At 40.1% G+C, this 25,316-nt stretch carries 17 protein-coding genes and 1 other RNA gene; 6 read left to right on the top strand and 12 right to left on the bottom strand.

Annotation, left to right across the window (positions count from 1 at the left end; genetic code table 11):
• Nucleotides 1-44: 44 nt before the first annotated feature.
• Nucleotides 45-368 carry a hypothetical protein gene (locus L2672_RS13140; protein WP_248996304.1) on the top strand — a complete coding sequence of 108 codons (324 nt, stop codon included), beginning with the start codon at nucleotides 45-47 and terminating at the stop codon, nucleotides 366-368.
• A 98-nt stretch (nucleotides 369-466) separates the two neighbouring features.
• Here L2672_RS13140 and L2672_RS13145 read toward each other — a convergent pair whose 3' ends face one another.
• On the bottom strand, nucleotides 467-1,936 hold the full coding sequence (locus L2672_RS13145; RefSeq protein ID WP_248996305.1) for a capsule assembly Wzi family protein: 1,470 nt from the start codon (nucleotides 1,934-1,936) through the stop codon (nucleotides 467-469).
• Between the two features lie 250 nt (nucleotides 1,937-2,186).
• On the opposite strand from L2672_RS13145, the gene L2672_RS13150 reads away from it, so the two are divergent.
• Entirely contained in the window at nucleotides 2,187-2,678 is a 492-nt protein-coding gene (locus tag L2672_RS13150) for a tRNA-uridine aminocarboxypropyltransferase (RefSeq protein ID WP_248996306.1), read from the top strand.
• Between the two features lie 153 nt (nucleotides 2,679-2,831).
• On the opposite strand, the gene L2672_RS13155 is transcribed toward L2672_RS13150, so the two are convergent.
• From L2672_RS13155 to L2672_RS13175, 5 genes are all read right to left on the bottom strand, one after another.
• The gene (locus L2672_RS13155; RefSeq protein ID WP_248996307.1) at nucleotides 2,832-4,919 is read right to left on the bottom strand and encodes an MtrB/PioB family decaheme-associated outer membrane protein; all 2,088 of its coding nucleotides are present in this window, start codon (nucleotides 4,917-4,919) and stop codon (nucleotides 2,832-2,834) included.
• A 12-nt stretch (nucleotides 4,920-4,931) separates the two neighbouring features.
• Nucleotides 4,932-5,918, bottom strand: coding sequence for a DmsE family decaheme c-type cytochrome (locus tag L2672_RS13160; RefSeq protein ID WP_420833163.1), 987 nt, complete (start codon nucleotides 5,916-5,918; stop codon nucleotides 4,932-4,934).
• 95 nt (nucleotides 5,919-6,013) lie between these two features.
• On the bottom strand, nucleotides 6,014-7,987 hold the full coding sequence (locus L2672_RS13165; RefSeq protein WP_248996308.1) for an OmcA/MtrC family decaheme c-type cytochrome: 1,974 nt from the start codon (nucleotides 7,985-7,987) through the stop codon (nucleotides 6,014-6,016).
• A gap of 237 nt (nucleotides 7,988-8,224) precedes the next feature.
• A complete protein-coding gene (locus L2672_RS13170) occupies nucleotides 8,225-10,417 on the bottom strand; it encodes an OmcA/MtrC family decaheme c-type cytochrome (protein ID WP_248996309.1) in 2,193 nt (730 codons plus the stop codon).
• 329 nt (nucleotides 10,418-10,746) lie between these two features.
• Nucleotides 10,747-11,496 carry a porin family protein gene (locus tag L2672_RS13175; RefSeq protein ID WP_248996310.1) on the bottom strand — a complete coding sequence of 250 codons (750 nt, stop codon included), beginning with the start codon at nucleotides 11,494-11,496 and terminating at the stop codon, nucleotides 10,747-10,749.
• Nucleotides 11,497-11,810: 314 nt separating this feature from the next.
• Between L2672_RS13175 and ffs the strand changes: the two genes are divergently transcribed.
• Nucleotides 11,811-11,908: signal recognition particle sRNA small type (gene ffs / locus L2672_RS13180), an RNA gene on the top strand.
• Between the two features lie 70 nt (nucleotides 11,909-11,978).
• Here the strand turns inward: ffs and L2672_RS13185 are convergent.
• From L2672_RS13185 to dinG, 6 genes are all read right to left on the bottom strand, one after another.
• Nucleotides 11,979-12,254: a late competence development ComFB family protein gene (locus L2672_RS13185; RefSeq protein ID WP_248996311.1), complete on the bottom strand. Its 276-nt coding sequence runs from the start codon at nucleotides 12,252-12,254 to the stop codon at nucleotides 11,979-11,981.
• A gap of 74 nt (nucleotides 12,255-12,328) precedes the next feature.
• Entirely contained in the window at nucleotides 12,329-13,246 is a 918-nt protein-coding gene (locus L2672_RS13190) for a histone deacetylase family protein (protein ID WP_248996347.1), read from the bottom strand.
• Nucleotides 13,246-13,950, bottom strand: coding sequence for a DUF2057 domain-containing protein (locus L2672_RS13195; RefSeq protein ID WP_248996312.1), 705 nt, complete (start codon nucleotides 13,948-13,950; stop codon nucleotides 13,246-13,248). The genes L2672_RS13190 and L2672_RS13195 overlap by 1 nt, the downstream gene beginning before the upstream one ends.
• 9 nt (nucleotides 13,951-13,959) lie before the next feature.
• Complete coding sequence (locus L2672_RS13200) at nucleotides 13,960-14,622, bottom strand: primosomal replication protein (protein WP_248996313.1); 663 nt, start codon at nucleotides 14,620-14,622, stop codon at nucleotides 13,960-13,962.
• Entirely contained in the window at nucleotides 14,619-15,392 is a 774-nt protein-coding gene (locus L2672_RS13205) for a sulfite exporter TauE/SafE family protein (RefSeq protein ID WP_248996314.1), read from the bottom strand. Before L2672_RS13205 ends, L2672_RS13200 begins: the two co-directional genes overlap by 4 nt.
• A 7-nt stretch (nucleotides 15,393-15,399) precedes the next feature.
• Nucleotides 15,400-17,475 (bottom strand): ATP-dependent DNA helicase DinG, encoded by a 2,076-nt coding sequence (dinG, locus tag L2672_RS13210; protein WP_248996315.1) that lies wholly within the window; start codon nucleotides 17,473-17,475, stop codon nucleotides 15,400-15,402.
• A gap of 79 nt (nucleotides 17,476-17,554) precedes the next feature.
• Here dinG and L2672_RS13215 point away from each other — a divergent pair, with 79 nt between their 5' ends.
• The 3 genes from L2672_RS13215 (at nucleotide 17,555) to L2672_RS13225 (ending at nucleotide 24,845) form a co-directional block, all read left to right on the top strand.
• A complete protein-coding gene (locus L2672_RS13215; RefSeq protein ID WP_248996316.1) occupies nucleotides 17,555-19,975 on the top strand; it encodes a DNA polymerase II in 2,421 nt (806 codons plus the stop codon).
• A gap of 210 nt (nucleotides 19,976-20,185) precedes the next feature.
• Nucleotides 20,186-21,364: a porin gene (locus L2672_RS13220; RefSeq protein WP_248996317.1), complete on the top strand. Its 1,179-nt coding sequence runs from the start codon at nucleotides 20,186-20,188 to the stop codon at nucleotides 21,362-21,364.
• Between the two features lie 595 nt (nucleotides 21,365-21,959).
• Nucleotides 21,960-24,845: a TonB-dependent receptor plug domain-containing protein gene (locus L2672_RS13225; protein ID WP_248996318.1), complete on the top strand. Its 2,886-nt coding sequence runs from the start codon at nucleotides 21,960-21,962 to the stop codon at nucleotides 24,843-24,845.
• Nucleotides 24,846-25,316: the final 471 nt, after the last annotated feature.

Raw genomic sequence — 25,316 nt, forward strand, 5'->3', positions numbered from 1 at the left:
AGCGCTGTTCAAGAATTGAAAAAAATTTAATAGGATAATCCACAATGAAATATAGCCAAACTAGTTTGTGCGTATTGCTTCTGTCATTAATGAGCCTAAGTGCATGTAATAACTCAGACTCAGCAACAACTTCTGTTGAAAGTAGCAGTACAACTCCGTCATCGTTGTGTTCAGAGGCGTGGTTTAAGCAGGTTGAACAGCAAGTGATGTCTGGGGACGGTCAAGGTCATGGGCCTGATTTAGGCAGTGAAGAGTGGCAAAGTGTAATTGAGTTTAAGTTAGGCGTCAGAGGGAATAGTGACGTCCCACAGCGCAACACTCCACAGTGGTGTGAATATATTGATGCGAAGCTTCTGGCATCAAAGTAGATTTTAGCGTCTTAAACTGAACAAACAGATATAAAAATGCCTGCAAATTTGCAGGCATTTTTATAGCTTAGATAGCTTAATAAAATTATCCGCTGAGATTAAAAGTCGCGTTCCCAGCCTGCATAAATGGTGGTTTCCCAATCATTACTGTCAGTGGTTTTAGGGTAAAGGCTATAGCCTGTCGTGCCACCGACTTTAAGCTCGCCATTAAATAATGGTCGATGATAACTGGTATCCAACTGGTACATACGTTCATAGCGGCCCGGAGACACCGGATTTCCACCGTATTCAGGATTTGAGTCAGTACCATCTACATTAAGTCTAAGTATGCGTAATTTTGTGCTGAGCGATTGCTGGTTGCCCAGTTGGGTAATGCCACCTAAAACTATGGTGACAGCATCATTATCATAAGTACTGCCTAAACTGCGGTCATAATAACGATAACCTGTTTTATAAAAGCCATGTTCATACAAACAATTATAGACTTTTGAATTCACTCCACAGGCGACTTTAGTGTCGGAGTATTCAACAAAAAAACGGGTGGCAACTTGTTCAATATAGAAATCGAATCCCCCCATGTTTGCTGAATTAATCAGCTTCTTTTTATCGTGGTGATAATCTTCGTGAGTACGTTCATAATAAATGCCGTAAGGGATACCAAAAGCGGTGTCTGACCATCTGAAGTCATAACCCGCTAACATATTCTCTTGGCCGTTCTTTTCTTCACCTTCACTTTTTCCGCCATTAAATATGCCATCCCACCAATCAGATAGGCTATTACCGTAACCTTCGCCACCCCATTGCATTGTCCACGAGAAACCAACTTCAAGTTTTGATATTGGGCGGAAGGTACCACGAGCGCCCCAGTGTTTGGTGTCTGGCACATAGCGGTCACTTTCCATTTCACTGAAACTGGTGGTGAATGTCCACGGGCCAATCCAATTTAACCAAGGAGTTTCGAATGCTTGGCTATTATTACGTGAAAAGGTAATGCCGGGTAAGGGACGAGCATTATTAGTTTGAATTAAGCCAGTGTCCCAACTAGGGCCCCAATATTTTTGAATTGCGCCACCTGATACAATCCAGTTACCCAGCTTAAAGGCGGCAAAACTATCGTCTAGACGGGTTTGATTACCGTCGATGGCATCATAATGATAACTAGCCGATAGACGGCCACTAAACCACTTTTTAGTGACTTCAGCGGTGACTTTCGCTTCGGCTTTGTCTCGGTAATCGTTGCCAAAGCCAATAAACCTTGCAGTGTCATTTGCGCCATTAAAACCCACATTCAAATTCACGCCTTTATGGTCTCGGTTGTAAGCACTGATGACTCTGTTATAGGCCGCTAACTGACTTGGGGTTAGCTGGTCTATTGCGCTATTTTCCAGGTCTTGTTTGATGCCTGCCCACATTAATGGGTAGGTAGTGACTGGTTGAACAATGATGCCGTGATCCGCTAATAATTGAATATCGGCTTTTAGCGATAAATCTGTCGGCTCTATCCACCAAGCTGATTGAGCACTAAAACTGGTGAGTATCGCTATCCCTGCCAACGGTAAAAACTTCATGATGATTCCTATATGATATTGGCTTTAGCCAATGACTTATTGCGGGTTAATGACGCTCATTTAATAACTGGATTAAATGTTTACTGGTATATTGTAGCGGAATATCACCGCTAATTAGTAAAAAATATTAACGACAATAGCGATTTACATCACTATTGCTTTTTATCCATATAAAGGTCGCAAACTTAACTGTTTTAATTAAATGTTGCTGTCGAATGTAACAAAAATACTGGAAGGACAGATTAAACCAATGAAGTTCATACTATTAACGCATCAACGTGAGTTATTAAGACCCACAAATAGCGGCAAATTAGCATTGGATTTGTTACCTGAGCAATCTTGTTTGATGGTGTGGGATAGGGTGAAGCCTAATGCGGATTTATTATCTTATATAGAAACAAGCCATGTTGGGCTGGTGTATCCGGCAGAACACTCCAACAGCAGTAAACATATAGTGTTGACTGAAATGAGTCATGCTCAATTACAGCTTTTCGAATATGTGATAATTCTTGACTCTACTTGGCAGGAAGCGCGAAAAATGGTCAATAAAAGCCCTTATTTACAGGGATTACCGACCATTGAAATCAATTGTGAATATGATTCAACTTTCGATTTACGCCGCAATCAAATTGAGGGTGGGTTATGTACTGCTGAGTGTGTTGCAATGCTGCTTAAATATAATAATCAAATTCAGCAATCTAGCGATGTGCTGAATTCATTACATCAATTTATAGTAAAATAAAACTGGGCAAGTTCCTTGTGCCCCAATCTCAATCACAAGATTATTCACTTGTTAATATAATGTTAAATGCTTGGCCGTTGCAAGGAGTTTATATAAAAAAAGCCGCTAATCTTCAAGATTAACGGCCTTTAGCACGGTTATAAGAATGTTAGCTTATAGCTTATAGCTCATGCTTAACATAATCATATGTGCTGTGTAGTCGTGACTGTTGCTACCAAAGCCAACAACGTTCCAAATAGCATCTGGTGCAATGTCATTTGCCGCATCGTTGTCTAGGTATTTTTCAATTTTATAATCTAAACGAAGCCCCATTTTTTCAGTGGCTTGATATTGAGCATAAAGATTGACATTGTGAATTTTGGCAAAATAATCGCCATAATCACCGGTAATACCTTGTCTAACTTGGGTCGTGCTGTCTGAGTCTGAATAAGTGTAATCAAGCCCTAAACGTAAACGACTGTCCATTAAGTTGTTGTAGCTTAATCCTGCACCCATAACATCAATGTTATCTTCAATATCAGCTTGCCATGTTGCAGTGGCAAAGTTGCTGCTGCCTGATTGAGCTGACTTGATGACTTGATGGTTATAGAACGCATTAAACATCACGTCTGCATTGAACATATAACTTAAATTAGCGTCGTAACTGGTATCTTCTGATTCAGTTAACCCAATTTCAGTGTTTTTGTAGTCGTCTAGCGCATAGCGTGCACCAAAATCTACCGTTAACTCATCAATAGGCGTGTAGCTAACACGTGCTTCAATTTGGCTGCGATCTCTATCTGCTAGATAGTACTTACGCAGTAATTGATTTTGCTCTTTAGACGTCCACTCAGAGGCTTCATAGTCAGAACCGTCACGATGGCTAAAGCTACCTTTAACCCACATATCCCACTTTTCAAAGCTGTTTACGCGAAAACGAGCCCATAGGTTGGTGTCATCGGTTACTTCACGGTCTTGATAGCTACGTTCGTCCCTTTTGAACTCGTAACCCGCATCTAACTTCATACCGTAATTGATTCGATAATCAGCACCCACTTTTACGCGGTGAGACGTATGGTCGTATGGCGTGTTATAAGCCACTTGACCATTAGTTTCATTAATACTGATTTGAGTCCACTCTTCAACCTGAGTATTGTTCTTGCGGTCGCTATAGTCATAGCTACCGTTAAGTCTTAACTCACGGTTGATGCGAGTGACGGCTTTTAGGTTCATGCCGGTTAAATCAACTGACGCATCTAGTGAGTCAGCAGGTAATTGATAACCATAACCAGAGGTTACAAAATCTTGGTCTTGGCTCATTTTACCGACCATTAAACGACCCGATACTGCGGTTACTGAGTCATTGAATTGACCCATTAACGACACGGTATGCGCTTCGTTGTCAGGGTCTAATGACATATAACCACGAGTTTGCGCGCCGAAGGTTGGGTTAAATGCATTGTCATAACTGAGTTGGCTATTACCATTTTTAAATGACGAACCATTGTAGTTAAGACTGGTAAACCAATTGTCACCTTTAAGCTTAATACCGGCTTCAAGGGTGTCAGTGGTGTAGTCAACGGGCTCAGCTAGCATCATTGATTGATTGAAGAAGCTACCTGAAGCCTGTTTGATACCGCTTTTTTCTTCACGTTGGTAATTTACAAACGTGGTAAATAGCGACTCAGTTTGATACTCAAAACCTAATCCAGCACGTTCACGGTGAAGTGAAAGCTCAAATGGATTCAAGCTAGAATACAGCATTGGCATTTGTGACGATGAACCGGCTGTGACCCAGTTATCAGGTAACGTTAAGTCATTACCACCAATACCTTGGTAAGGAGTCAGTGCATCATTTGACTTATAAGTAGCAATTGAGCGGTAGTTTAGGTTGATGTTGTATGTACCTTGTTTGCCGACATTAATGTCGGCACGGCCATTGTCCATTCCTAAATCAGTTGCTTCAATGCTAGCACGGTAACCTTTGTCGCCTTTATAGTTAATATCTGCATCTAACTTACCGGCAAACTCATTGTCACTTTTAAACGCATTGGCAGACTTAATGTCTTCTTCGCTGTTGTAGCCAACACCGACACCAATGCTACCAGTTGTGCCGGTTTCTACGGTACAACCCTTACAGACCCATTTATCAAACTTAACGTTTTCAGTATTGGCTTCAGCTAAACCATAACCTCCGGCCGTTGCCATAAAGCTGGCTGGGGCAAGTAGGGCTAGGGTAATTAGATTTAATTTATACTTCATAATGTTAACTCCCTAGCGCTGTAATAGCTTACCTGATGGATGGTTAGAACCATGTACCTGGCTGTGACAGTTTAAGCAACTGCGACCACCAGTAAAGGCGTTATCACCAACAGATGAACCCATTCCAGTATTGCCTAAATAAGCATTGCTAGCATGTCCGTCACTGGCGTGACATTGTTGACATAGCTGTGGCGCACGGGTTTTTAACATACCGTCATTGACACTTCCGTGAGGGTTGTGACAGCTCACGCAGTTTTCAGTTACCGGTGCATGTTCCCATAACTTAGGACCGCGTTTTTCAGCATGACATTCGTAACACGTTTCGTTAACGCTTGGCTTGACTAAGTCTGCGTCAGCTAAGCTACCGTGTGGATTATGACAGTCACTACAGGTCATTTGGTTCCATTTCATTGGGTGGCTAGAACGCTTGTTCATGTCAGTTTTTTGCTTGGTATGACAGCTGGTACAGACTTCCATTTCAGTTTGCTTGTCTAGCACTGAGTCTTTAGCAGCATGAATGTTGTGACAAGAAGCACAAGCGACATCGGCATTGTCATGGTGACTGGTGTTCCAAGACATACGTTTGTCATCTAAGTGACAGCTCATACAGACACTGTTTTGCTTGTCAGCTGGTAAGCTTGAGTCTGGGCCAAATGCGATCATTGGCTCGCGACCACCACGGTTGTGAGAGCCTTGTGGTCCATGACACGCTTCACATTGCAGGCCAGCCATTGGGCTTTTGCTTGAATCAATTGCACCATGCACGCCTTTGAATAAGTCCATGACTTTTTCAGAGCGTTTGTGACACATTAAACAAGAGTCAGCGCCTTTTGGAGAGTATTTACCTTCAGCAAACTTAGTATCAAGAGTGGCTTCTACTTCTGCTGGAGACATTTTTTCATCCCACTTTGCAGCGTGTGCAGGTGAGGTGATTCCCATGAATAACACCAGTGAAAACAGTGCAGACAGTAGCGGGAAAGTTGTCATTTTGGTCTTCATAAATAGACTTCCTAATTTGTCCATATAAAGCGCTTTAAATAAGCGCATTGCCTAGCAACAAGGGAGAAGCGATTAAGCTTCTCCCTATGGGCAAATTACATTTTTACTTGGCCGTGATTTTCTAGCGTTGGAGCATGACAGAAGAAACAGGTTTCTAGCTGTGCAGCATCGTTAGCCTCTTGGTAAGAACCATTCACGACAGCGCCTTGGCTTTCGGCATGGTTTTTGATGTCATCAAAGCCATGACAAGATGCACAAGTTGCAGTGATAGGGGTTGTGTAGCTATCGCCACCACCAGCAGTTGCTAACGCCCCTTTCACTTTAAAGGCATCTAAGTTGAAGTCATTATGACACTGTGCACAGTCACCAATAATTTTTTGCTCGCCATGGACACTGTGAAGTTTCATTTCTAGTGCACCTTGGTTTGCGCCAGAAGCATAAGTACCGTCAGGAGTATGACAAGTCACACAACCATCTACACCTACAACCATTTCACCTTCAGCATTTTCACGACCTAATTGCTCAGTCATGATAAAGCCTGCATGATATCCTTTATGTAATTCAAAGGTTTCGCCATGACAGTTTTGACAAGTACTAAAGTTTACAGAGTCAATGTGACGGAAGCTTGGTGCTTCACCTGATAAGGTGCCATGCACTAAATCAGCTTTCATTGATGTTGTAGCAACACCCTCAGCACAATCTACTGCTTGAGTACCATCGTTACAAATTTCTAAACCAATAAAGGTAAATGCGGTGTCAGTATCACCTTCGCCAAACGGAAGTGAGTCAAAAGTAAAGCTTAGATTACCATCGGTAACCACAACACCTTCTTCTAACTGACCCGCTTTAACAAGGTCTTTGATGATTTTTGCTAAACCTGATTCAGGATTAGGGTTGTAGCCCATAATTGGGAAGTTAGGCCCAACATTGGTAATCGTCTCAATACGTTGGATTTTGCTGATCATGCCTTGAGCGTCAACTGTATTGCCGTCTGCATCTAAAATAGACAGTGTCAGTGTAGCTGACATATCATTTTCATCTGCTTTATTCGCCACTAATGTCGCACTCATACCGTACATGTCGATGAAAGCTTTTTTCTCAACAAATGGGCCAGTGTGAATTTCTTCAGTCCAGCTTGCAGAGTGACATGCTACACAGTTTGAGTTGTCGTCTTGCTGAGAGTGACCTTGACCTGCTTTGAAGTCAATATTGGTATGACAGCTAGTACAGGTTTCCATAGTAGGAATACGTGACCAGTTGCCCCATTCAGTTAACTCTTCAGATTCAACGTGACATGCTTGACAGTTGTCTTGAACAATTGCATGTGCTGTTTCAGCAGTGTAGTCGTTGCGACCCCAAACTTTGTTTGAGTTATGCACGTTGTGCACTAAATGCGCAAAAGCCACTTCTGGTTTACCACGTCCATCTGCCCACTCTTGTGTATGACATGTGATACAGGTTTCAACGGTTGTTGCTTTGTGATAAATCTTTTCATCTTCAGCATGACATGCTGTACATGCTTCATGCGATACGATGTTTTTAGTGTATTTTGCTTGGTAGCCTTCGCCGTCGAAATCGCGAACGATTTCAGAAACAGGAACGGCAGTTACACCATCTTGTAATGTTGATGCGTCTGCAACCACATTAAAGCGTTGGGTTAGTTCAGCATTAAATTTTTCAGACTCGAAAGATTCAAAGGTAAACACATAGTTACCATTCTTTTGGTCTTCAAATGTTGAAGATGAACCTAGTTTTTGCCAGTTGGCACTGTTACCTGCACCAGAAGCACCCACAGGTACAAGTTGAGCGGCGTTTTCGATACCTAAATCTTTAAGGCCAACAACCGGTAAGTCTTCTTCATTGGTTGCAAAAACGGTCACAACAGGCTTACCGTCTTCATAGGTAACGTTAGTGACATCAAGATTTAAGGTTTGGATAGCCGGAGCGGGTTCGGTACCAGGGTTTCCTGGGTTACCGTCTTTACCGTCATCACCGCCACAACCAGTTAAGGCTACGGTAGTTGATGCAGCAAGCAATAAAGCTATTTTTGAGTATTTTGTTTTCATCATATTTTCCCTGCAAAATGGTTCATTGTTTTAAAAGGCAGTTTTCTGCAGGTGTACCTGTAAGGTACTTATTATTCAGTTAAAACAATGCTGGAAAATGCATTCCTGTTAACAAGGTTACTTCAGTTAAGGTTAAAAATCTTTAATCCTTAATTGAATGTGTGACCCTGTTCTAACTATTCCTTTAGGAGTAGTTAAAAGTGAAAGAGGAGACTATGTCTCCTCTCTTAATCGCACTACTTATTTGTATTCTACTGGGTGAACTTTATCGACACCGTAAGCTTTGCCTTCGGCATGACAAGTCGCACATGTTTCAGACCCCGGAATGTAAGTTCCTTCAGGATCGTTAGCTGCGCCACCCTCTGAGCGAATATGAGCAACTAAAGAGTCTTTAACACCATGACAACTTACACAAGTTGCTGCAATTGGAGAGAACTCGACACGACCTAGTTCAACATCAGTTGTTTGCGTGGCTGGAACTTCGCCTAAGCTGTCCATTTTCAACTGACCTTGATCATGACAGGTTGCACAATTACCATAATGCCCTGGGAAGGTAATTCTATCTTCCCCACCAGCTTCTTGGCCATCACGTTTGTTAGCATGCAAAGAGTGAATACGTACTTTGAAATCAATGTGTTCTACAATTGGCTTACTTGAACCTCTTGAGTAGCTCGCGTTGTGGCACATTTGACACTCAGCTTCAAAGTTGGTGTAAGAACCTGAATGTTTAATTTTCTCACCACCAAATTTAGATAAATATTTATCATCATGGCAGTTTGCACATGTTTCATTGCTTACCACGACACGACGTGCAGATACTTCAGCTTCACCAGATAAGTTGAATGGCACAATTTCACCCACAAGTGTTGCAGGGCTAGATGCTTCATCAGAACCTGAACCACATACGACACCAGCTAGTGTGTCACGATCTACACACATTTTAGTGGTCACTATAGCCGTTGCAGGGATAGCTACATTTGCAGATAAATCCATTTCAGAAACAGTATAAGTGAATACACCATCAGCACTTGATATTGGCGCAGTATTCAATAAGTCTACTTTTTTATAGCCACCAGCAAAGTCTGTACCATTACCAAAACCTAGCATGATATTGCTTTGAGTTAAGCGGCCATCTGTATCAGGGCTACTAACAGTTGTTTCATTGCTATCTTCAACTTTAACTGAGAATGTTAACTCATTTGTTGCAGAGTCAAAGCTAACACTTTCTGGTACAAGAGTTGCTGAATAGCTGTCTTGAGCGTTTTGTTTAGCAACAGAATCAGTGAAGTGATGCGCTGCACCTGGCATACCTTGATCAGCATGACAAGTTGTACAGTCTGTAGCTCCAATGTACTTCTCATGCATAGCATCTTTGATTGCGCTTGGGTCTGTAGCGTCGGTATGACATGAGCCACAAGCTAAAGCGGTATGATGTTTGAAGTTTGCCGCATCAACTGGGCTTTCTTCATTTTCAATATGACATGCTTGACAGTCATATAGATCAGCAGGGAAGGTGACTTCAGAATAATCATGAACGCTTCCTTTATAGCCCGCGACCAAGTAATCAGCTTTATGGATTTTATGTGCCATGTAAGCTAAGTCAATTGGTGACCCCGTTTCTGGATCTGCAGCATAATTCGTGTGACATACTTGACAGTTTTCAAGTGCAAATCGTTTGTTACCGTGAAGAATTAATTTTGGAGCCCAAGCATGGTCGTAATCGTCGCTATGACAACGAATACATGATTGTTCTAATGAGTTAACTAATCTTGTATCTTCATCGTTAACGGCTTCACCTGTAGTTGGTGCGAAGTCAAAATGTGTGTTTACAAGTTTGTTGGTATTTGAGTCTGCGCGAAGTTCCATGGTAATACGATGAGTTAAGGTTTCATCGTAAGTAAGGTCAAGACCTTCGATAGGCTCTAAAGAGTTTAAATTTAAATTGAACGTGTAGCTGTATTCTCCAGGCGCTTCTGTAGATAAACATTCTTGTTTACAATCAGATTCAATAGTGGCTTGGATTTTTGTACCCGCTTTATCTTCGTATCCTGGCGGGATATCACCTTCGACTGGTGCGACTACTTTGTTGTTGTAGTTTACCCATTGAGGCGTTTTATAGCCTTTACCACCTTGAGGCACTAACTTAGCAATACCTAAACCCAAAGTGTCGACGTTTGCATAAGTATCTAAGTCAGTAATCGCTACACCGTTTGCATCTTCAAGACTGAAGTTAACTTTAATAATACCGTCTGTAATGTCAGCATTTTGAAAATTAACATGCAAGCTGGATGCTGCACCGACAGAAAGACCTACTGGACCATTTTCACCGTCTTCACCATCTTTACCGTCGCTGCCACAGCCGGTAAGTGCAAAGGATAATATCCCTGCACTTAATACAGCTTTTGCTGTTGTATTAAATTTTAATTGTTTCATCATTATTCCCTGCAATTCTTTTTCACTCTAAATGTCTTATCAATCAAAGTGTCTGGTTTTAACCCACTAATATTTTATCTAACCTATTCTGTCAGTTAAGCGAATGACGGTAGAGTTGTGAAGTAAGTCCATCTATTCCTTTAGTAGTAACAATTGCCGATGGCTTTTTGTTAATCATGTTGGCTAAATGCCTAATACAACAACGTGTAAATGTGTAGGATGGCACCATTACTTAACAATGCATTCACAATAATAATAACAAAGTTTGTAAGGATTAAACTTTTCGTAGTGGCAATAATGGCATGATTGGTTGGCAAATGAGACTTGGATCACATTTTGTAACTAACTGAAATCAAAAGGAAGTGAGAATCAATATCATTTGTAGGGACGCGTCTATCGGTTAAATTGGTTCGAAGATTATCAACGGAAGGTTCATCTTTCATTATCCAGTCAAAGTTAACATTTAAGTTATTGATGACTTGATAATTGATATAGGTGTTTATAGATTGAGATGAAGTAGAAGTGAAATCATACTCATTTATTGATAGCTGATAGTTCATGCCGACAATCAGTTTATTATTCAATAAATTGTGTAACGTTATGCCGCTACCAATAAAGGCGTCTTGTTGTGCTTGCAACACATTTTCTTCAATTTGGTATGATTTTGAAATACTGTCAATTTGTGGGGCTAACTGATGCGTTAACAGGTCATTATTCAGTGAAGGACTAAGCTGATTGCCACTTAACTGTTTTATATAACTGTCAATAACGATGCTGTTAAACAATGCCCATTGAGAGTGAAGTCCAACAGCAACTTTTTGGCTAAATGGATAACGATTATTGATTTGCTCTACGGTATATTTATCAATACTTAACCCCACTTTTGGGGCCGTATTTGTTTTTAAATTAACTGCACTCATAGAGCCCAATGTTGAATGAAGTTGGCGGTCATTATGTTGACTAAACTTGGGGGGTAATTGCGACGAATTAATTTTATTTGAAAAATCAGCAGCAAAGGTATTGCAGCAAAGTACCAACCATATGAGTGAACAATATACGATGAGTTTGATTGCTTGCATCAGTACACTCCTTGCTGGGTTACTTTAAAGGTTATGGATGTCACCTAGTTAGCTATAAATACGCATTAATAGTGATATTGGATTCATTGGCAGTGAAATAGCCGACATTTTAAATTATAGATAGTGATTTATATCTTGCTTGAATTTTTACTAATTGTGCAATGATTGCTCATATAAGCCATTATTGTTGAAAATAGCGAGTTTGCTACTTGAATGAAGCGTAAGGTTAAGGGATAATCCACCGCGTTCTAGGTAATGACTTTTTTAAACGTTTGTTTTTAATCTCAGTGATTATATAGAAATCTATGGTGACCCTAGGGTCCCCCCGCAACGATAACTTGTGAACTCGGCCAGGCCTGGAAGGGAGCAACCGCAGCAAGCGACTCGTGTGCCGGGGTGTCGGCTCTAGGGGAACCTCCAAAACTTCCCCTATTTTTTGTTTCTTTTCTGTTTATTGTCGATGCTTTGTCTTTGGCAATGGGTCATTCAGTCAGTTGTGACTGTTTTAAGTTAGATTGTAAAAAGTCCTGCGAGCGTTCTAAGGCGATGTGAATTTCAGATTTCATTTGCTGGAGTTCATCGTACTGCTCAAAAAAATACGTATCAACAAGGTGTCGAATATATCGCACCGGAAGTTGGTTTAAGGTCAAGCAGCATAGGTCTGCTAAGTAATCTTCGGGAAGTTCATCCATTAGTCCCTCATCACGCAATATCTCCAGCAGCAGTACTTCATAGTAATTTCGGAATTCTAAGTGCATGGTTAACTCCATTTATTGATTCTTAATAATAAGACTTAGCATTTATTTATTGTGTGACAGCTTTTTCTATTTGTCTAATTTTTATGCCAAACTTGGTTGGCCGCCAGTAATAATTGACTGTGTCTTTGGGTCAAATGTTGTTGGTTGCGACTGTAACCGCCTCCAATGACTGCTGCAACGGGAATGTTTTGCTGCTTAGCTAAAGATAATATGAGCTTATCGCGTGCAAAAATACCAGCTGTTGAGATGTTTAAGTATCCAAGGTCGTCATCTTCATGTATATCCACCCCCGCATCATAAATAACCAAATCCGGTTTATGTAATTGGAGTAAATAGCTAAATACACTGTTAATGGTGTCTAGGTATTCGCTGTCACTACAGCCTCTGTCTATTTGAATATCGTAATCTGAGTGTGCTTTGCGTGAAGGAAAATTTTGTTGGCAATGCACTGAGCAACTAATAATATCATCTTCTTTTTGAGCTAATGTTGCTGTGCCATCGCCTTGGTGAACATCACAATCAAAAATCAGCACTTTATCAACTTTATGAGTGTCTAGCAGGTGTTTCGACGCGATGACTAAGTCGTTGAAAATACAAAAACCGCTGCCGAAATCGTAATGAGCATGATGATAGCCGCCGGTAAAATTGACAGCAAACTGATGTGTTAATGCGAGTTGGCAGGTTTTTAATGTACCGTTAAGCGCGTGAAGGGTTCGAGTGACTAACTGCTCGCTCCACGGAAATCCAATACGGCGCATCGCTTTAGCATCAATGTTACCGCTAATAAAAGCATCAACATAATCGGTTTGATGAACCTGCTTGATCAACGAAAGTGGGATAGGGCTAGGAATATGATGATGCTCATCCAGCACTAATTGTTGTTGCTTAGCAAATTCATAGAGGTTTTGATATTTACTGGTCGGAAATCGATGATTTGTGGGTAACGCCAGCTGTGAATAGCTGGCGTGATATACAAAAGGAATAGGCATAATTATAGCTGTTTAATTGCCCAACTCATGAACTCTTTTCTGGTTTCTTCGTCAGCCTGTAACCACCAATATTGCAACATTTGCTCTGCATTTGCGGGTGGTTGAGTGTTGGTTTTTGTTGTGGCGTCAGACGCTGCATTAGCGACAACCGCAGTTGCTGCCACCGCAGTGGTTGAGGCGACGCTTGCTGTCGCTGTTTCTGCTGCTTGTTTATTGGTAGGGCTGGTTGCGGCGACAGATTGCGCTGCCATTTCGTCACTATCACCAAAGAAGCTATCAAACAATGACGACTCTTTTACATTGGTTAGTTCAACCGAATAACTGACTTGGCCATTGTCCTCACGACTTATGACAACTTCAGGCTTTTTGGCAAATTGTTTTGGCTTTTTAACCACTTCGCCCTCTGCAGCTTGTAAGTGGTATTGATAATCACCGTCTACTGTTAATGTGACAATAAAGGGTGCCGATTTGATAAAGCTTTGGCTGTCAGTAAAGTCATCTTCAACCATTTCATGATATCGAATGGCAATTTTATGAGTGCCTTCGGTTAAGTTTAATTCAGCTTTATGACTAAACATATTGGTTTCAATTTCTTTGCCATCCATTGCTAAATATTCAAAAGACATCGGAATAGTGAGATTGGCTGCTAGCAGCGAGCTTGACGATAACAATGCAAATAAGGCACTAGTGGTCACGATCGATTTCATTGTTGCTCCTTAACGATAATCACTTCGGCGAGGGCGCTCAAAGTATTGAATCCGCTCTTCAATATAACTTATAGCTTTGCGGCATTTACCTAAACGACGATGCATCAAAAGTATGTCATTTTGCAATTTAATTTTATCTGCAGCATGACATAAGTCTAGATTAGATTCCATTTGTTGAATTTTAAATTCAAATTTCTTAGCCCAATTAAGATGCTTATTGAGCTCATCATACAATTGATGGCTGTTTTTCATTATGTTGCCAGCAAGCCAACCAAACTCACTTTGTTGCATGGAGGTTTGTTGTTTTTTGGCGTAACGAGCTCGATTACTGGCTTTTGCTTGGGCGACCGATTTTAAATTGATATTGGTTGTCAGTAAGGCTCTTTTTAACGCGGTAAACCTGTCTTGAATGCGTTGACAACTTAGTTCGATGGTACTCTTTGCAAGATTTAGCTTAATTTGTTTTTCGAGTTGATTCAGATCTTGGCGCAATTGTTCTACACAAGGTCGTAATGCTGCGCCTTGCTGACTAAAAACGTTATGATTAAAGCGTTCGACATTTTCAAGCGATTTTCTTTGCTTAGGGGCGAGCTGTTTGTCATGAATTAATACGTCTTGCTCAACTTGATGAAGTTGTTGTCTGAGCAAGTGAATGAGTTGTTCGGCATTCATACCCAAGCACTCCATGCTAAATGGGCCGCAATTGAAACCACTGAGATAATAAACAGCGGCTTAATAAAAGGGATACCAAATCGAATCGCACTGCGAGCCCCAATGAACGAGCCTGCCATCATACATAACCCCATCCATAACCCTAAAATCCAGTTTACTTGGCCTAAAAATGCAAATATGGCTAATGCCGTAATGTTGCTGATTAAGGTCATAATTCTGGCTAGAGCACAGCTTTCAAGTAACGGAAGTTTATGCAGTGAAATTGATGATACTGTCCAAAATGCCCCAATACCAGGGCCGGCAAAACCGTCATATCCACCCAATATTAACCCTTGAACTGATTGCTTTGTGTGGTCTGGTGATTCTTTTGGTGGAGTATAGGTTTTACTGCCCATGGCTTTAGGGCTAAATAAAGTATAAATAGCAATACTGATGATAAGCAGAGGCAAAAGCTTTTCTAACCATGCTGAGTTAATCAGAAAAACCAGCCCGCTACCTAAAATTGCCCCAACAAAAGTGGCAATGGCACACAAACGCCAAAACTTAGGCACAAATAGTTGTTGCTTATAATAAGTATAGCTAGACGTGAACGAACCAAAACAAGCCGCTAATTTGTTGGTGCCTAAGGCTAAGTGTGGCGGGATGCCCATGGTTAACAACGCAGGAATTGATAATAACCCTCCGCCGCCAACAATGGCGTCAATAAACCCAGCAATAATCCCAATAACGGCTAATAATAATAGCTGGCTTGGGTCTATCAATAATTCCAAAATTTACCTACTCAATGACTCGCCTAAATGGCGGTAGTGCGTCAATTAATGATTTTCCGTAACGTTTGGTGACTAAACGGCGGTCTAAAATAGTCACACGACCATAATCTTCTTCTTTACGCAGTAATCTACCACAACTTTGTACTAATTTACGTGATGCATCTGGAATGGTGAGCTGTAAAAATGGGTTGCCACCTTTCATTTTAACGTATTCTGCATGAGCTTGCTCAACCGGAGACGTCGGCACAGCAAACGGCAATTTAGTGATGATGAGGTTTGTTAAGTAGTCGCCGGGTAAATCTAACCCTTCCGAAAAACTGCCTGTGCCAAAAATAATACTTGGCTCTCCGTCGTCACAACGCTGTTTATGTTGGGCTAAAATTTGTTGTCTTGGTATTGTTCCTTGTACAAATAATTGTTGTTTTGGGATTTTTCCTTCAACAAGATCTGCAACTTTCTCCATTTGCCAGTATGAAGCAAATAATACCAGCGTGGCCATTTCACCTTCTATTAACGCTAAAATTTGGCTGGCTAATTCTTCGGTGTAATTATCATGGGTGGGTTCATTATCCATTTGTGGAATAAACAAGGTGGCGTTGTTTTGGTAGTCAAAAGGGGACTGTAAAGCTAAAAAACGACTGCCGTCTTGGGTTGTTAAACCAACTTGGTGCGCAAAATGGTTAAAGTTATTTAACGCCCTTAATGTGGCGCTACACAATACCACTCCCGCAGCCTTTTGCCACAGCATAGACTCAAGCATAAAGCCCACTTCTATTGGTGAAGCGCACACAAGATAATCTTGTTGTTTTCCGGTAATCAACTCAATCCATCTTGCCGTTGGCGCACCTTTTTTGCTGTCTTCTTTGGCGACTATTTTCCACAGTTTATGTAAGTTTTCTAGGCGTTGTAAGATAAATCCTGTTTCTGACAACAAACCCTCTGACTGATGCTTAGGCACTTCACCATCTTTAATGGCTTCACTTAACACGGCAACAACTTTATTAAATTGTTTTACGCCGCTACCGGTGGCGGTAGATAAGTTTTCAGCTTGAATGGTTAATGCTTCAGGAAGTTGCCCATGCTCGAAGCGCCAGCGAGTTTCTGGGTTAGCAAAAAACTGTGGCTGAGTGTCACAAAAGTGTGCCACTTGGTTTAACAAGCTAACAATATCAGTAATGTGATCCAACATCGCTTGTACGGGGGCGATAATATTATTGGTTTTAAGTTGGTTTTGTAATTTGCTACAGGTTTTACTGGCTTTTTCTAACCAATCGGTAGCGCCGCGTAAGGTGGCTTGAGCGCTGGAAAAGTCACGGGCAACAATGGGTAGATGATGCGCTTCATCAATAATGTAAAACATGTCTTCAGGTTCGGGCAAAATAACACCACCGCCTAACTCTAAGTCTGCAAAAAGTAAGCTGTGGTTTGCAATTAATACATCCCATGTATCAACATCTTCACGGGCCTTATGAAAAGGGCAATGATGGTGTGCCGAAACTTGCTTATGACAACTGTGTTTGTCACAACAAATTTGCTGCCATAAAAAGTCTGGAATCGGTTCTTTTAAGCTGTCTAATTCACCGTTCCACTTTTTCTGGTGATAGTCTTGATGCAACTGTTGTAATTGGTCTATTTGTGTTTGGTCAGGTTTGGTTTGCCACATGGCCATTTGCGCACTGTCTTGAGTGCCTATCATGGCTTCCAATTTAGCAAGACACACATATCGTTGGCGCCCTTTAACTAAACCAAATTTAAAATCTAAACCTGAATGCTGTAAAAAGAAGGGTAAATCTTTATGCAGTAATTGTTCTTGTAAAGCGACTGTTGCCGTGGCAATACAGACCTTTTTTTTACTGGCTAACCCAAGTGGAATAGCACCTAGAATATACGACAAAGATTTACCAATTCCCGTACCCGCTTCTACCACTATGATACGTCGGTGTTTGTCATATTCACCCGCTAAGGTTTTAGAGATCTCTGCTACCATATAATTTTGCTCACGACGGGAACGAAATTGCGGCATCGCGCTGGCAATGTCTTTATAGGTAGAGCGAATTTGCGTTTTTACCTTATCGGTGAGCATAAGTAGTGTCTATTCTGCTATGACTAAATTATGCTGTACATAATAACAGTGAATCCATGTGCTTAAAATAGATAAAAAATTGAAGCTAACTAATTCTACAGCTAAAAATAACTTGATCACCTTAAAGGGCCAAGTATTAACTCGCCATGCGATATATCGTCATGGTCAATTAGTCTTGCAATACTATATTAAAACGGCAGATGGCCCTGTTTTGGTCGAGTTAAACAATCAACATATCGTGTGTTTTTGTCGTCAGGTCGATGTGGACAAGCTAACGCCACACTTAGACAAAGTAACCGTAAAACCACTAACTATGGTTGATTTTAATCATCATGCTGTGTGTGGTCTGTATTTTTCATCTAATTCAGCTTTAAAACAATTAACCAGAATAGCGAACGATTTAGGCATAAATTTATATGAAGCCGATATTCGTCCTGAGCAACGCTTCCTTGTCGAGCGCTTCATAGCGTTTAATATTGAATGCCAAGGTGAAATTGGCCACAGTCGTCAAAATTTGCCTGTTATGCAGTGTTTTAGAGCGAGACAATTATCAGATGTGAATAATCGAGATGATGAAGTGCGGAAACCGTGTTTACGGGTTATTTCACTTGATTTTGAATGCAGCATGAAAGGGGAGTTGTACTCTGTTGGCTTGTATGGTGAACACTATCAAAAGGTCATTATGGTGGGCGAGCCATCACTTGAGAATGAATCTGCAGATTATATTAGCTGGGTAGCTAATGAAGTTTCCTTAATACACAAGCTTATTCAGTGGTTTAGCGACTATGACCCAGACATTATTATTGGTTGGGCGGTGGTGGTTTTTGACTTAGCGCTATTATATAAGCGTTGCCAATTACATAATATTGCCTTGAAAATTGGCCGAGGTGGGACTGAACTAACTTGGAAAGTTGAAAATAAATATCGCCCAGAAACGTTAAGTTTACCTGGAAGGGTGGTGTTAGATGGTATTGATTGGTTAAAAGCTGCATTTTATCAATTTGACAGTTTCTCTTTGGAAAACGTCTCAAGAGTGTTACTTGATGAAGGTAAAGCAATTCATGACGTAGAAAATCGAGGGGGAGAAATCACCCAAATGTTTCACTCAGATAAATTGCAATTGGCGCATTATAATCTTACCGATAGCCGATTAGTGTGGGACATTTTTGAAAAAACTAACTTACTCGCTTTTGCTATAGAAAGGGCAAAACTGACCGGCTTAGAGTTTGGTCGTGTGGGTGCATCAGTGGCAGCGTTTTATCACCTTTATCTTCCGCATTTGCATCGAAGTGGTTTTGTGGCACCACATATGCCTGCCAGTGATGGATTAGAGAGCCCTGGTGGTTATGTCATGGACTCTATTCCGGGGTATTACAAAAATGTACTGGTGTTAGATTTTAAAAGCCTTTATCCCTCAATTATTCGTACTTTTTTAATTGACCCCAAAGGATTGGTTGAAGGTTTAAAACTTGCAGAAACCTCGGGTAATAACAACCCTGAATTAGTTGAAGGTTTTTTAGGGGCTCAATTTCATCGTCAAGAGCCTATTCTACCTAAGTTAATTGCACGATTAGCAGCACAAAGAGAGCAGGCTAAACAGGATAAAAACGAGCCATTATCTCAAGCTATTAAAATTATTATGAACTCGCTTTATGGCGTGTTGGGCTCAAGAGGGTGCGTATTTCATGATGCCAAATTAGCCAGTTCCATTACCATGCGCGGTCATCAAATTATGAAATTGACTAAATTGTGGATTGAACAAATGGGCTATAAGGTGATTTATGGTGACACTGACTCTACCTTCGTTTGGCTTGGGGACTCACCAGAGTTAAGTGCACAATCAATCGGCCAGCAATTAGCTATAACTATGACACAAAAGTGGCAAGAGTGGTGCAAAGAACATTATCAGCTTACCAGTTTTTTAGAACTGGAATTTGAAAGCCATTTTCAGCAATTTATTATGCCTACCCTTCGCGGAAGTGAACTTGGAAGTAAAAAGCGCTATGTCGGAATGAAATTAGATAAACAGGCCAAACCGCAAATCATTTTCAAGGGAATGGAACAAGTGAGGAGTGATTGGACACCGTTATCTAAAAGAATTCAACTACAACTCTATCAACGATTTTTTAATCAGCAAGATATTACCGCCTTCTTATCTTCACAAATCAGTTTATTGAAACAAGGGCATTTTGATCAAGAGCTAGTCTTTACTAAGCGCTTAAAGCGAAATGTTGAAGACTATACCGCTAAATCAACCCCTCATGTAAAAGCGGCTAAATTGATGGCGGAGTATCAACAACAAGAGCAATGGCTTAAAAAAGGTGCAGTAATTAAATATGTGATGACCATCACGGGCGTTGAACCTGTATGCGACAAAAAGTGGCATTTAGACTATGACTATTACACTGAAAAGCAGATTAAACCGATTGCAGAACCCATACTTTTATTGCTAGGTGAGAGTTTTGATAACTTTTTGAACGGCCAAATGTTGTTGATATAGTGTTGAAAAATTATTGTTGACTGCAAACTTGTTAATTTTTTTTGGTTTTTTTTTGGTTTTTTGTGCTGGTAAATGTATTACTTTAGTATTTATTACACTGGTTTTGTCCTGATATTTTGAATGTTTGAAAAATTTCATGCTAGCCTTTGTGTTAAATAGAACACAAAAAATCACTCAAATGTGAGAGAAAATAAAAGAAGGTAAAGTTTGATGAACAAGACGATTATTGCTTCTGCATTAGCAGCGGCTATGTTTGTACCTGCAGCTTCAGCTGTCGAAGTATACAAAGATGAAAAGAACTCTATGTCAATTGGTGGCTTCATTGATGCCCGTGTTTACAACGGCCAAGGTGAAACAGAGTTAGTGAATGGCGCATCGCGTATTAACTTTGGTTTTGATCGTCAAATGGACAATGGCTGGGCTGCATTTGCTAAATTTGAGTGGGGTGTAAACCCATTTGGTAACAGTGAAATTGTTTACAACTCAGATAGCCGTTTTGAGTCAAGCAGTGATGAGTTTTTAAATAACCGTTTAGGTTATGTGGGTTTATCTCATGATGTGTATGGCTCGTTGAGCTTAGGTAAGCAATGGGGTGTTTGGTATGACCTAGTAGGTGCAACCAACAACCCTATCGTATGGGATGGTAATGCATCTGGTACTTATACTTATAACAAAGCTGATGGTGCAATTAACGGTACTGGTCGTGGTGACAAAACCATTCAATACCGCAACACTTTCGGTAAGTTCAGCTTAGGTGTGCAGATGCAACTTAAGCAAAACTCTTTTGATTTAGTTGTAGATGACCCAACTATTCAACCAATTAATGGTCTTGTTACTACTAGCTCAATTGGTTCAGTTGAATATGGCAACACATTCGGTTTATCTGCAATGTATCAAGTGACTGATAAATTCAATGTAGGTGTTGCGTTTAACACTGGTGAGTTTGATGCAGACTTAATCGGTGGTGCTTCATTTAAGGCGCGTGATGAAATTTACGGTATTGGCGTAACTTATGGCGGTTGGGATGAAAAAGGATTCCACTTCGCTGCTAACTACAACGAAAATGAATTTCATGATACAGATAACTTAGGTCGTATGATTGAAAGTGGACGTGGTTTGGAGTCATTAGTTGCTTATAACTTTGACAACAACATTCGCATCTTTGCAGCTTACAACGTATTAGATGCTGATACTATTATGACTGCTGAAGAAGGCGAAGTATTCAAACGCCAATTCATGACCGCAGGTGTTCACTATACTTGGGATAACAACATCATTTTATACCTAGAAGGTCGTTTAGATAACAGTGACTTCTCTGGTCCAAATGAAGCTGCACAGAAAATTGGTGAAGAAGACGGTATCGGCTTCGGTATTCGCTATATTCTATAAGGTATTGGCTGAGCTCATTTAACAAAGCAAAGCTGATAACGTACTAAAAATGCCACTCATATTTAATGAGTGGCATTTTTGTATTATGACTTATCGAAAAGTACCTAGCTTGAAAAAGACTGATTTAGTTACAGTCACTATTGTTTAAGAATAACAGTATTAATTCAAATGAGATTACATCAGTAAAACTTCACAGTGCACACTGAATTCATTGCTTAGAATGAGTGTTAATAGTAATAAATCACTTTAATTTATCGATATTAATTTTCGTAAATTCGACTATAAAATTCATCAACCCTCTTCTTTGTAAAACCTACGCTTTCCGCTTTTTAATAGAACTTCTTGTTTTTAGTGGCTTTAATTAATTTTAGGTTTTAATCATAAAAAATCATTATATTTAACTATGAGGTTGCATGGTAACCGCATGATTTTTATAACTTTGATCCTCATTGATAACAGTTTTTTAATGTGGTCTATTCCTTAGAGTTGCTAATCAATTCAGATAACTCTTGTCAGTTTTAATCTATAGCAACAAAACAATCAAAATATAAAACCATAAAAACAAGACAAAAAATTATGTCTAGGGAAAGAATAGATGATGAATACAAAAATATTAACTCAGTCTGTGCGATTAGCACTGTTAAGTGGTGCAGCGTTGGCTGCATTGAGTAGTTCAAATGTCATCGCAGCAGATGAAGAACGCACGGTAGAAAGAATAGAAGTTACAGGTTCTCGACTTTCTAGAACGGATCTTGAAACTGCTTCACCGGTAACTATCATCACAGCAGAAGAGATGAAATTGAAAGGGATTCAAGATGTCGGTCAATTTCTTCAACAAAGTGCGGTGATGTCAGGTTCCCCAGCCATGACGACAACTAATAATGGCGGAAATGGTTCTACATTTGTCGAATTACGTGGATTAGGGTCGTCAAGAACCTTGGTATTGATTAATGGTCGCAGGCCTGTTAGTTCAGATTTTCAAACTATTCCAAGCTCTATGGTGGAGCGAATTGAAGTCTTAAAAGATGGCGCATCAGCTACATATGGAGCTGATGCTGTTGCGGGTGTTGTCAATATTATCACTCGAAAAGACTTTGAAGGTTTAGAAATTACCGCTCAAGTTAAAAACTCATTTGAAGTGACAGAGAATTCGCAAAATAGTCTCAGTTTGGTTGCCGGTAGAGCATTCTCTGATGGACATATTGTTTTTGGTGCGGACTATGTAAAACAGGATGAAGTGTATCAAGGTGATACAAGTGTTGATTTCTTGAATCATCCTTGGCAAGTAGGAGATAAAGAGTCTGCTACGTCATTTATGAATAACGGATTAATAGGAACAGGGCCAAATGCAAATGTATTTGAAGCGGGTTCTGGTTCAGTTCCATGCGGAAACTTTTATTTTCAACATAAAAAAAATCAAACCAACGGTAAATGTGATGGTGGCATTGCCACTTTAGCTGATATGCGGGATTACGTTAGTTCAGGTAAGGTTAACGACACCTATAATTATGCTCCAGTGAATTACTTGCAAACCCCTTATGAAAAACTCAACTTTTTTGTTGAGGGAAGGTTTGATCTTACTGATAGCATTCGCGCTTACTCAGAAACTCGAATTAATAAACGAGAATCACGACAAGAACTAGCCGCTGTCCCATATGATACAAAATTCGCTCCCGGTTTTAGCGGGAAATATAAGAAAACAAATGAAGATGGTTCACCTGTTTTAGATGCTAGTGGTAATCAAGTATTAGTTGACTTTAATGGGGTATCTAAAGATAACTTTTACAATCCTTTTGGTGAAGATATTACAAGATCTCGTAGAAGAATGCTGGAAGGAGGACGTAGCTTTGAACAAGATGTTACTCGATTCCAGCAAGTTATTGGTTTTGCAGGTGATATAGGTGATGATTATTACTTTGACATAAACTATAACTATGGTCATAGCCAAGTTGTTTCAACTGATTTTGGTCAGCTTTATGGCCCGAATTTATCAAAAGCAATGGGACCCTCATTTAAAGATGATGATGGCAACATTGTATGTGGAACAAAAGCATTACCCATCAGTGACTGTGTCTCGATGAATGTATTTGGCGGGCCTGGTTCTGTGACTCAAGATATGCTTGATTATGTGACTGCACCGCTTGTTGATTCTGATGTCTATACGTTACAAACAATAACAGCATTCGTAGGGGGAGAACTTGCTGAGTTGCCTGCTGGAAGTTTAACGGGTGGTATAGGATATGAATACCGTGATGAAGAGTTAAACAGCCAAGTTGATTCTGGGAAGTTTATGCAGGAGGTAACGGGTAACAAATCCAAAGGTACTCAAGGCAGATTTAATGTAAATAGTATTTTTGCTGAGTTTCGGGTTCCTTTATTAAGAGATCTTCCTTTTGCTGAATCTTTAGATTTGCCCATTGGCGTTCGTTACGATGACTTTTCTTTATTTGGTGGAAGTACAACTTATCAACTAGGGCTAGAGTGGAAAGTATTAAACAGTTTACTCGTTCGCTCTACATATGGAACAGTATTTAGAGCCCCAGGAATATCAAGTCTATATTCTCCTGACGGGGATTCTTATCCATCAGCAAGTGACCCATGTAGTAAAGGAAACTGGTCGAAGCTAACGTCTGTACAGCAAGGTTATTGTATGGCTGATGGCGTTCCAACAGGTGGCGCAAACAATGCTGACACACAGCAACTTGCAAGGGTAGGTGGAAACCCAGATTTACAACCAGAAGAAGGTGATACATTAACTGTCGGTTTAGCTTTTTCTCCAGAATTGATTGAAGACTTATCATTTACACTTGATTATTGGGCGATAAACGTTGATGAGGTAATTGATTCTATCGGAGCTAATGATTCACTAAAAGGTTGTTATCTTGGAGGAATTAGCGAACTATGTAGCTATGTTAACCGTACTAACGGAGAAATTGATTTTGTTAGTCAAAAGGCGACAAATTTAAGTCGAATGACTGCAAAAGGGTTGGACTTTGAGAGTAATTATAGTTTTAGCGCTTTAGAGGGGGATTTTCATTTAAATCTGTCTTGGACACATTTTTTAGAGCGTGAAAATCAAGTTTACGATAGCAAAACTTATAAATTTGCAATGAAAGATCTTAATGGACTGTATGAGAATGAAAACAGTTACGCAACTGATAAAATTAATTTTAATGCAAAATATACTTGGAATGATTTAATTATTACATATTCGGCAAATTATATTTCAGCTTTAGAGTATAACGATTTAGTCTACCTTTCACCGATTGAGGGGCATGTTTATAACGTTGATGACTACTTGTATCATGATATTTCGGCTACTTACATTTTCGACACCGGCACAACAGTGAGTTTAGGTGTAGAGAACTTCACAGATGAGCAGCCCCCATACATCGAAACAGGGGGTAACGGTAATACAGACGTGAGTAATTACCGATTATTTGGTGCTAGTTGGTACGCTAAAGTATCTCAAAAATTCTAATTATTATTGAATAATAATATTTTTGAAGTCGGTTAGTTTTACGAAACTAGCCGACTTTTTATTTTTGGCAATAACAAGATTAAATGTACTCACTTAGACAGTCGCTGATGCTGTAACCCTCCCTAATGCAAATAACTTATGCCTTCTTTTAGCTACCCATTAAGTTTATTGTGATGCCCGCCAAATTACCTTTCCCATACAATTCGCTTTTGTTCATCTTGGTCTTTACCAGTTAGTTATATTTCCTTATTAGTTGTAATTTGATTGTTTTTTAGTCAAAAAACTGGCGGTAAATCCTCCAAAGAGCTGTTTTTGTACGCAAACTGAGCCATTGAGTGTAACCGGTGTTTGTTTTTGGTTTCATTTGTTGATTTGTTGTTAAATGTGTGTTTTATTGTGCACAAGATGTGGGAGTGTAACTTTCTGTAACAACCACACCTACCCAATACTTCAAACATATGAAGGTTGGAA

Source organism: Shewanella gaetbuli, from assembly GCF_023284065.1.
Taxonomy (GTDB): Bacteria; Pseudomonadota; Gammaproteobacteria; order Enterobacterales; family Shewanellaceae; genus Shewanella; species Shewanella gaetbuli.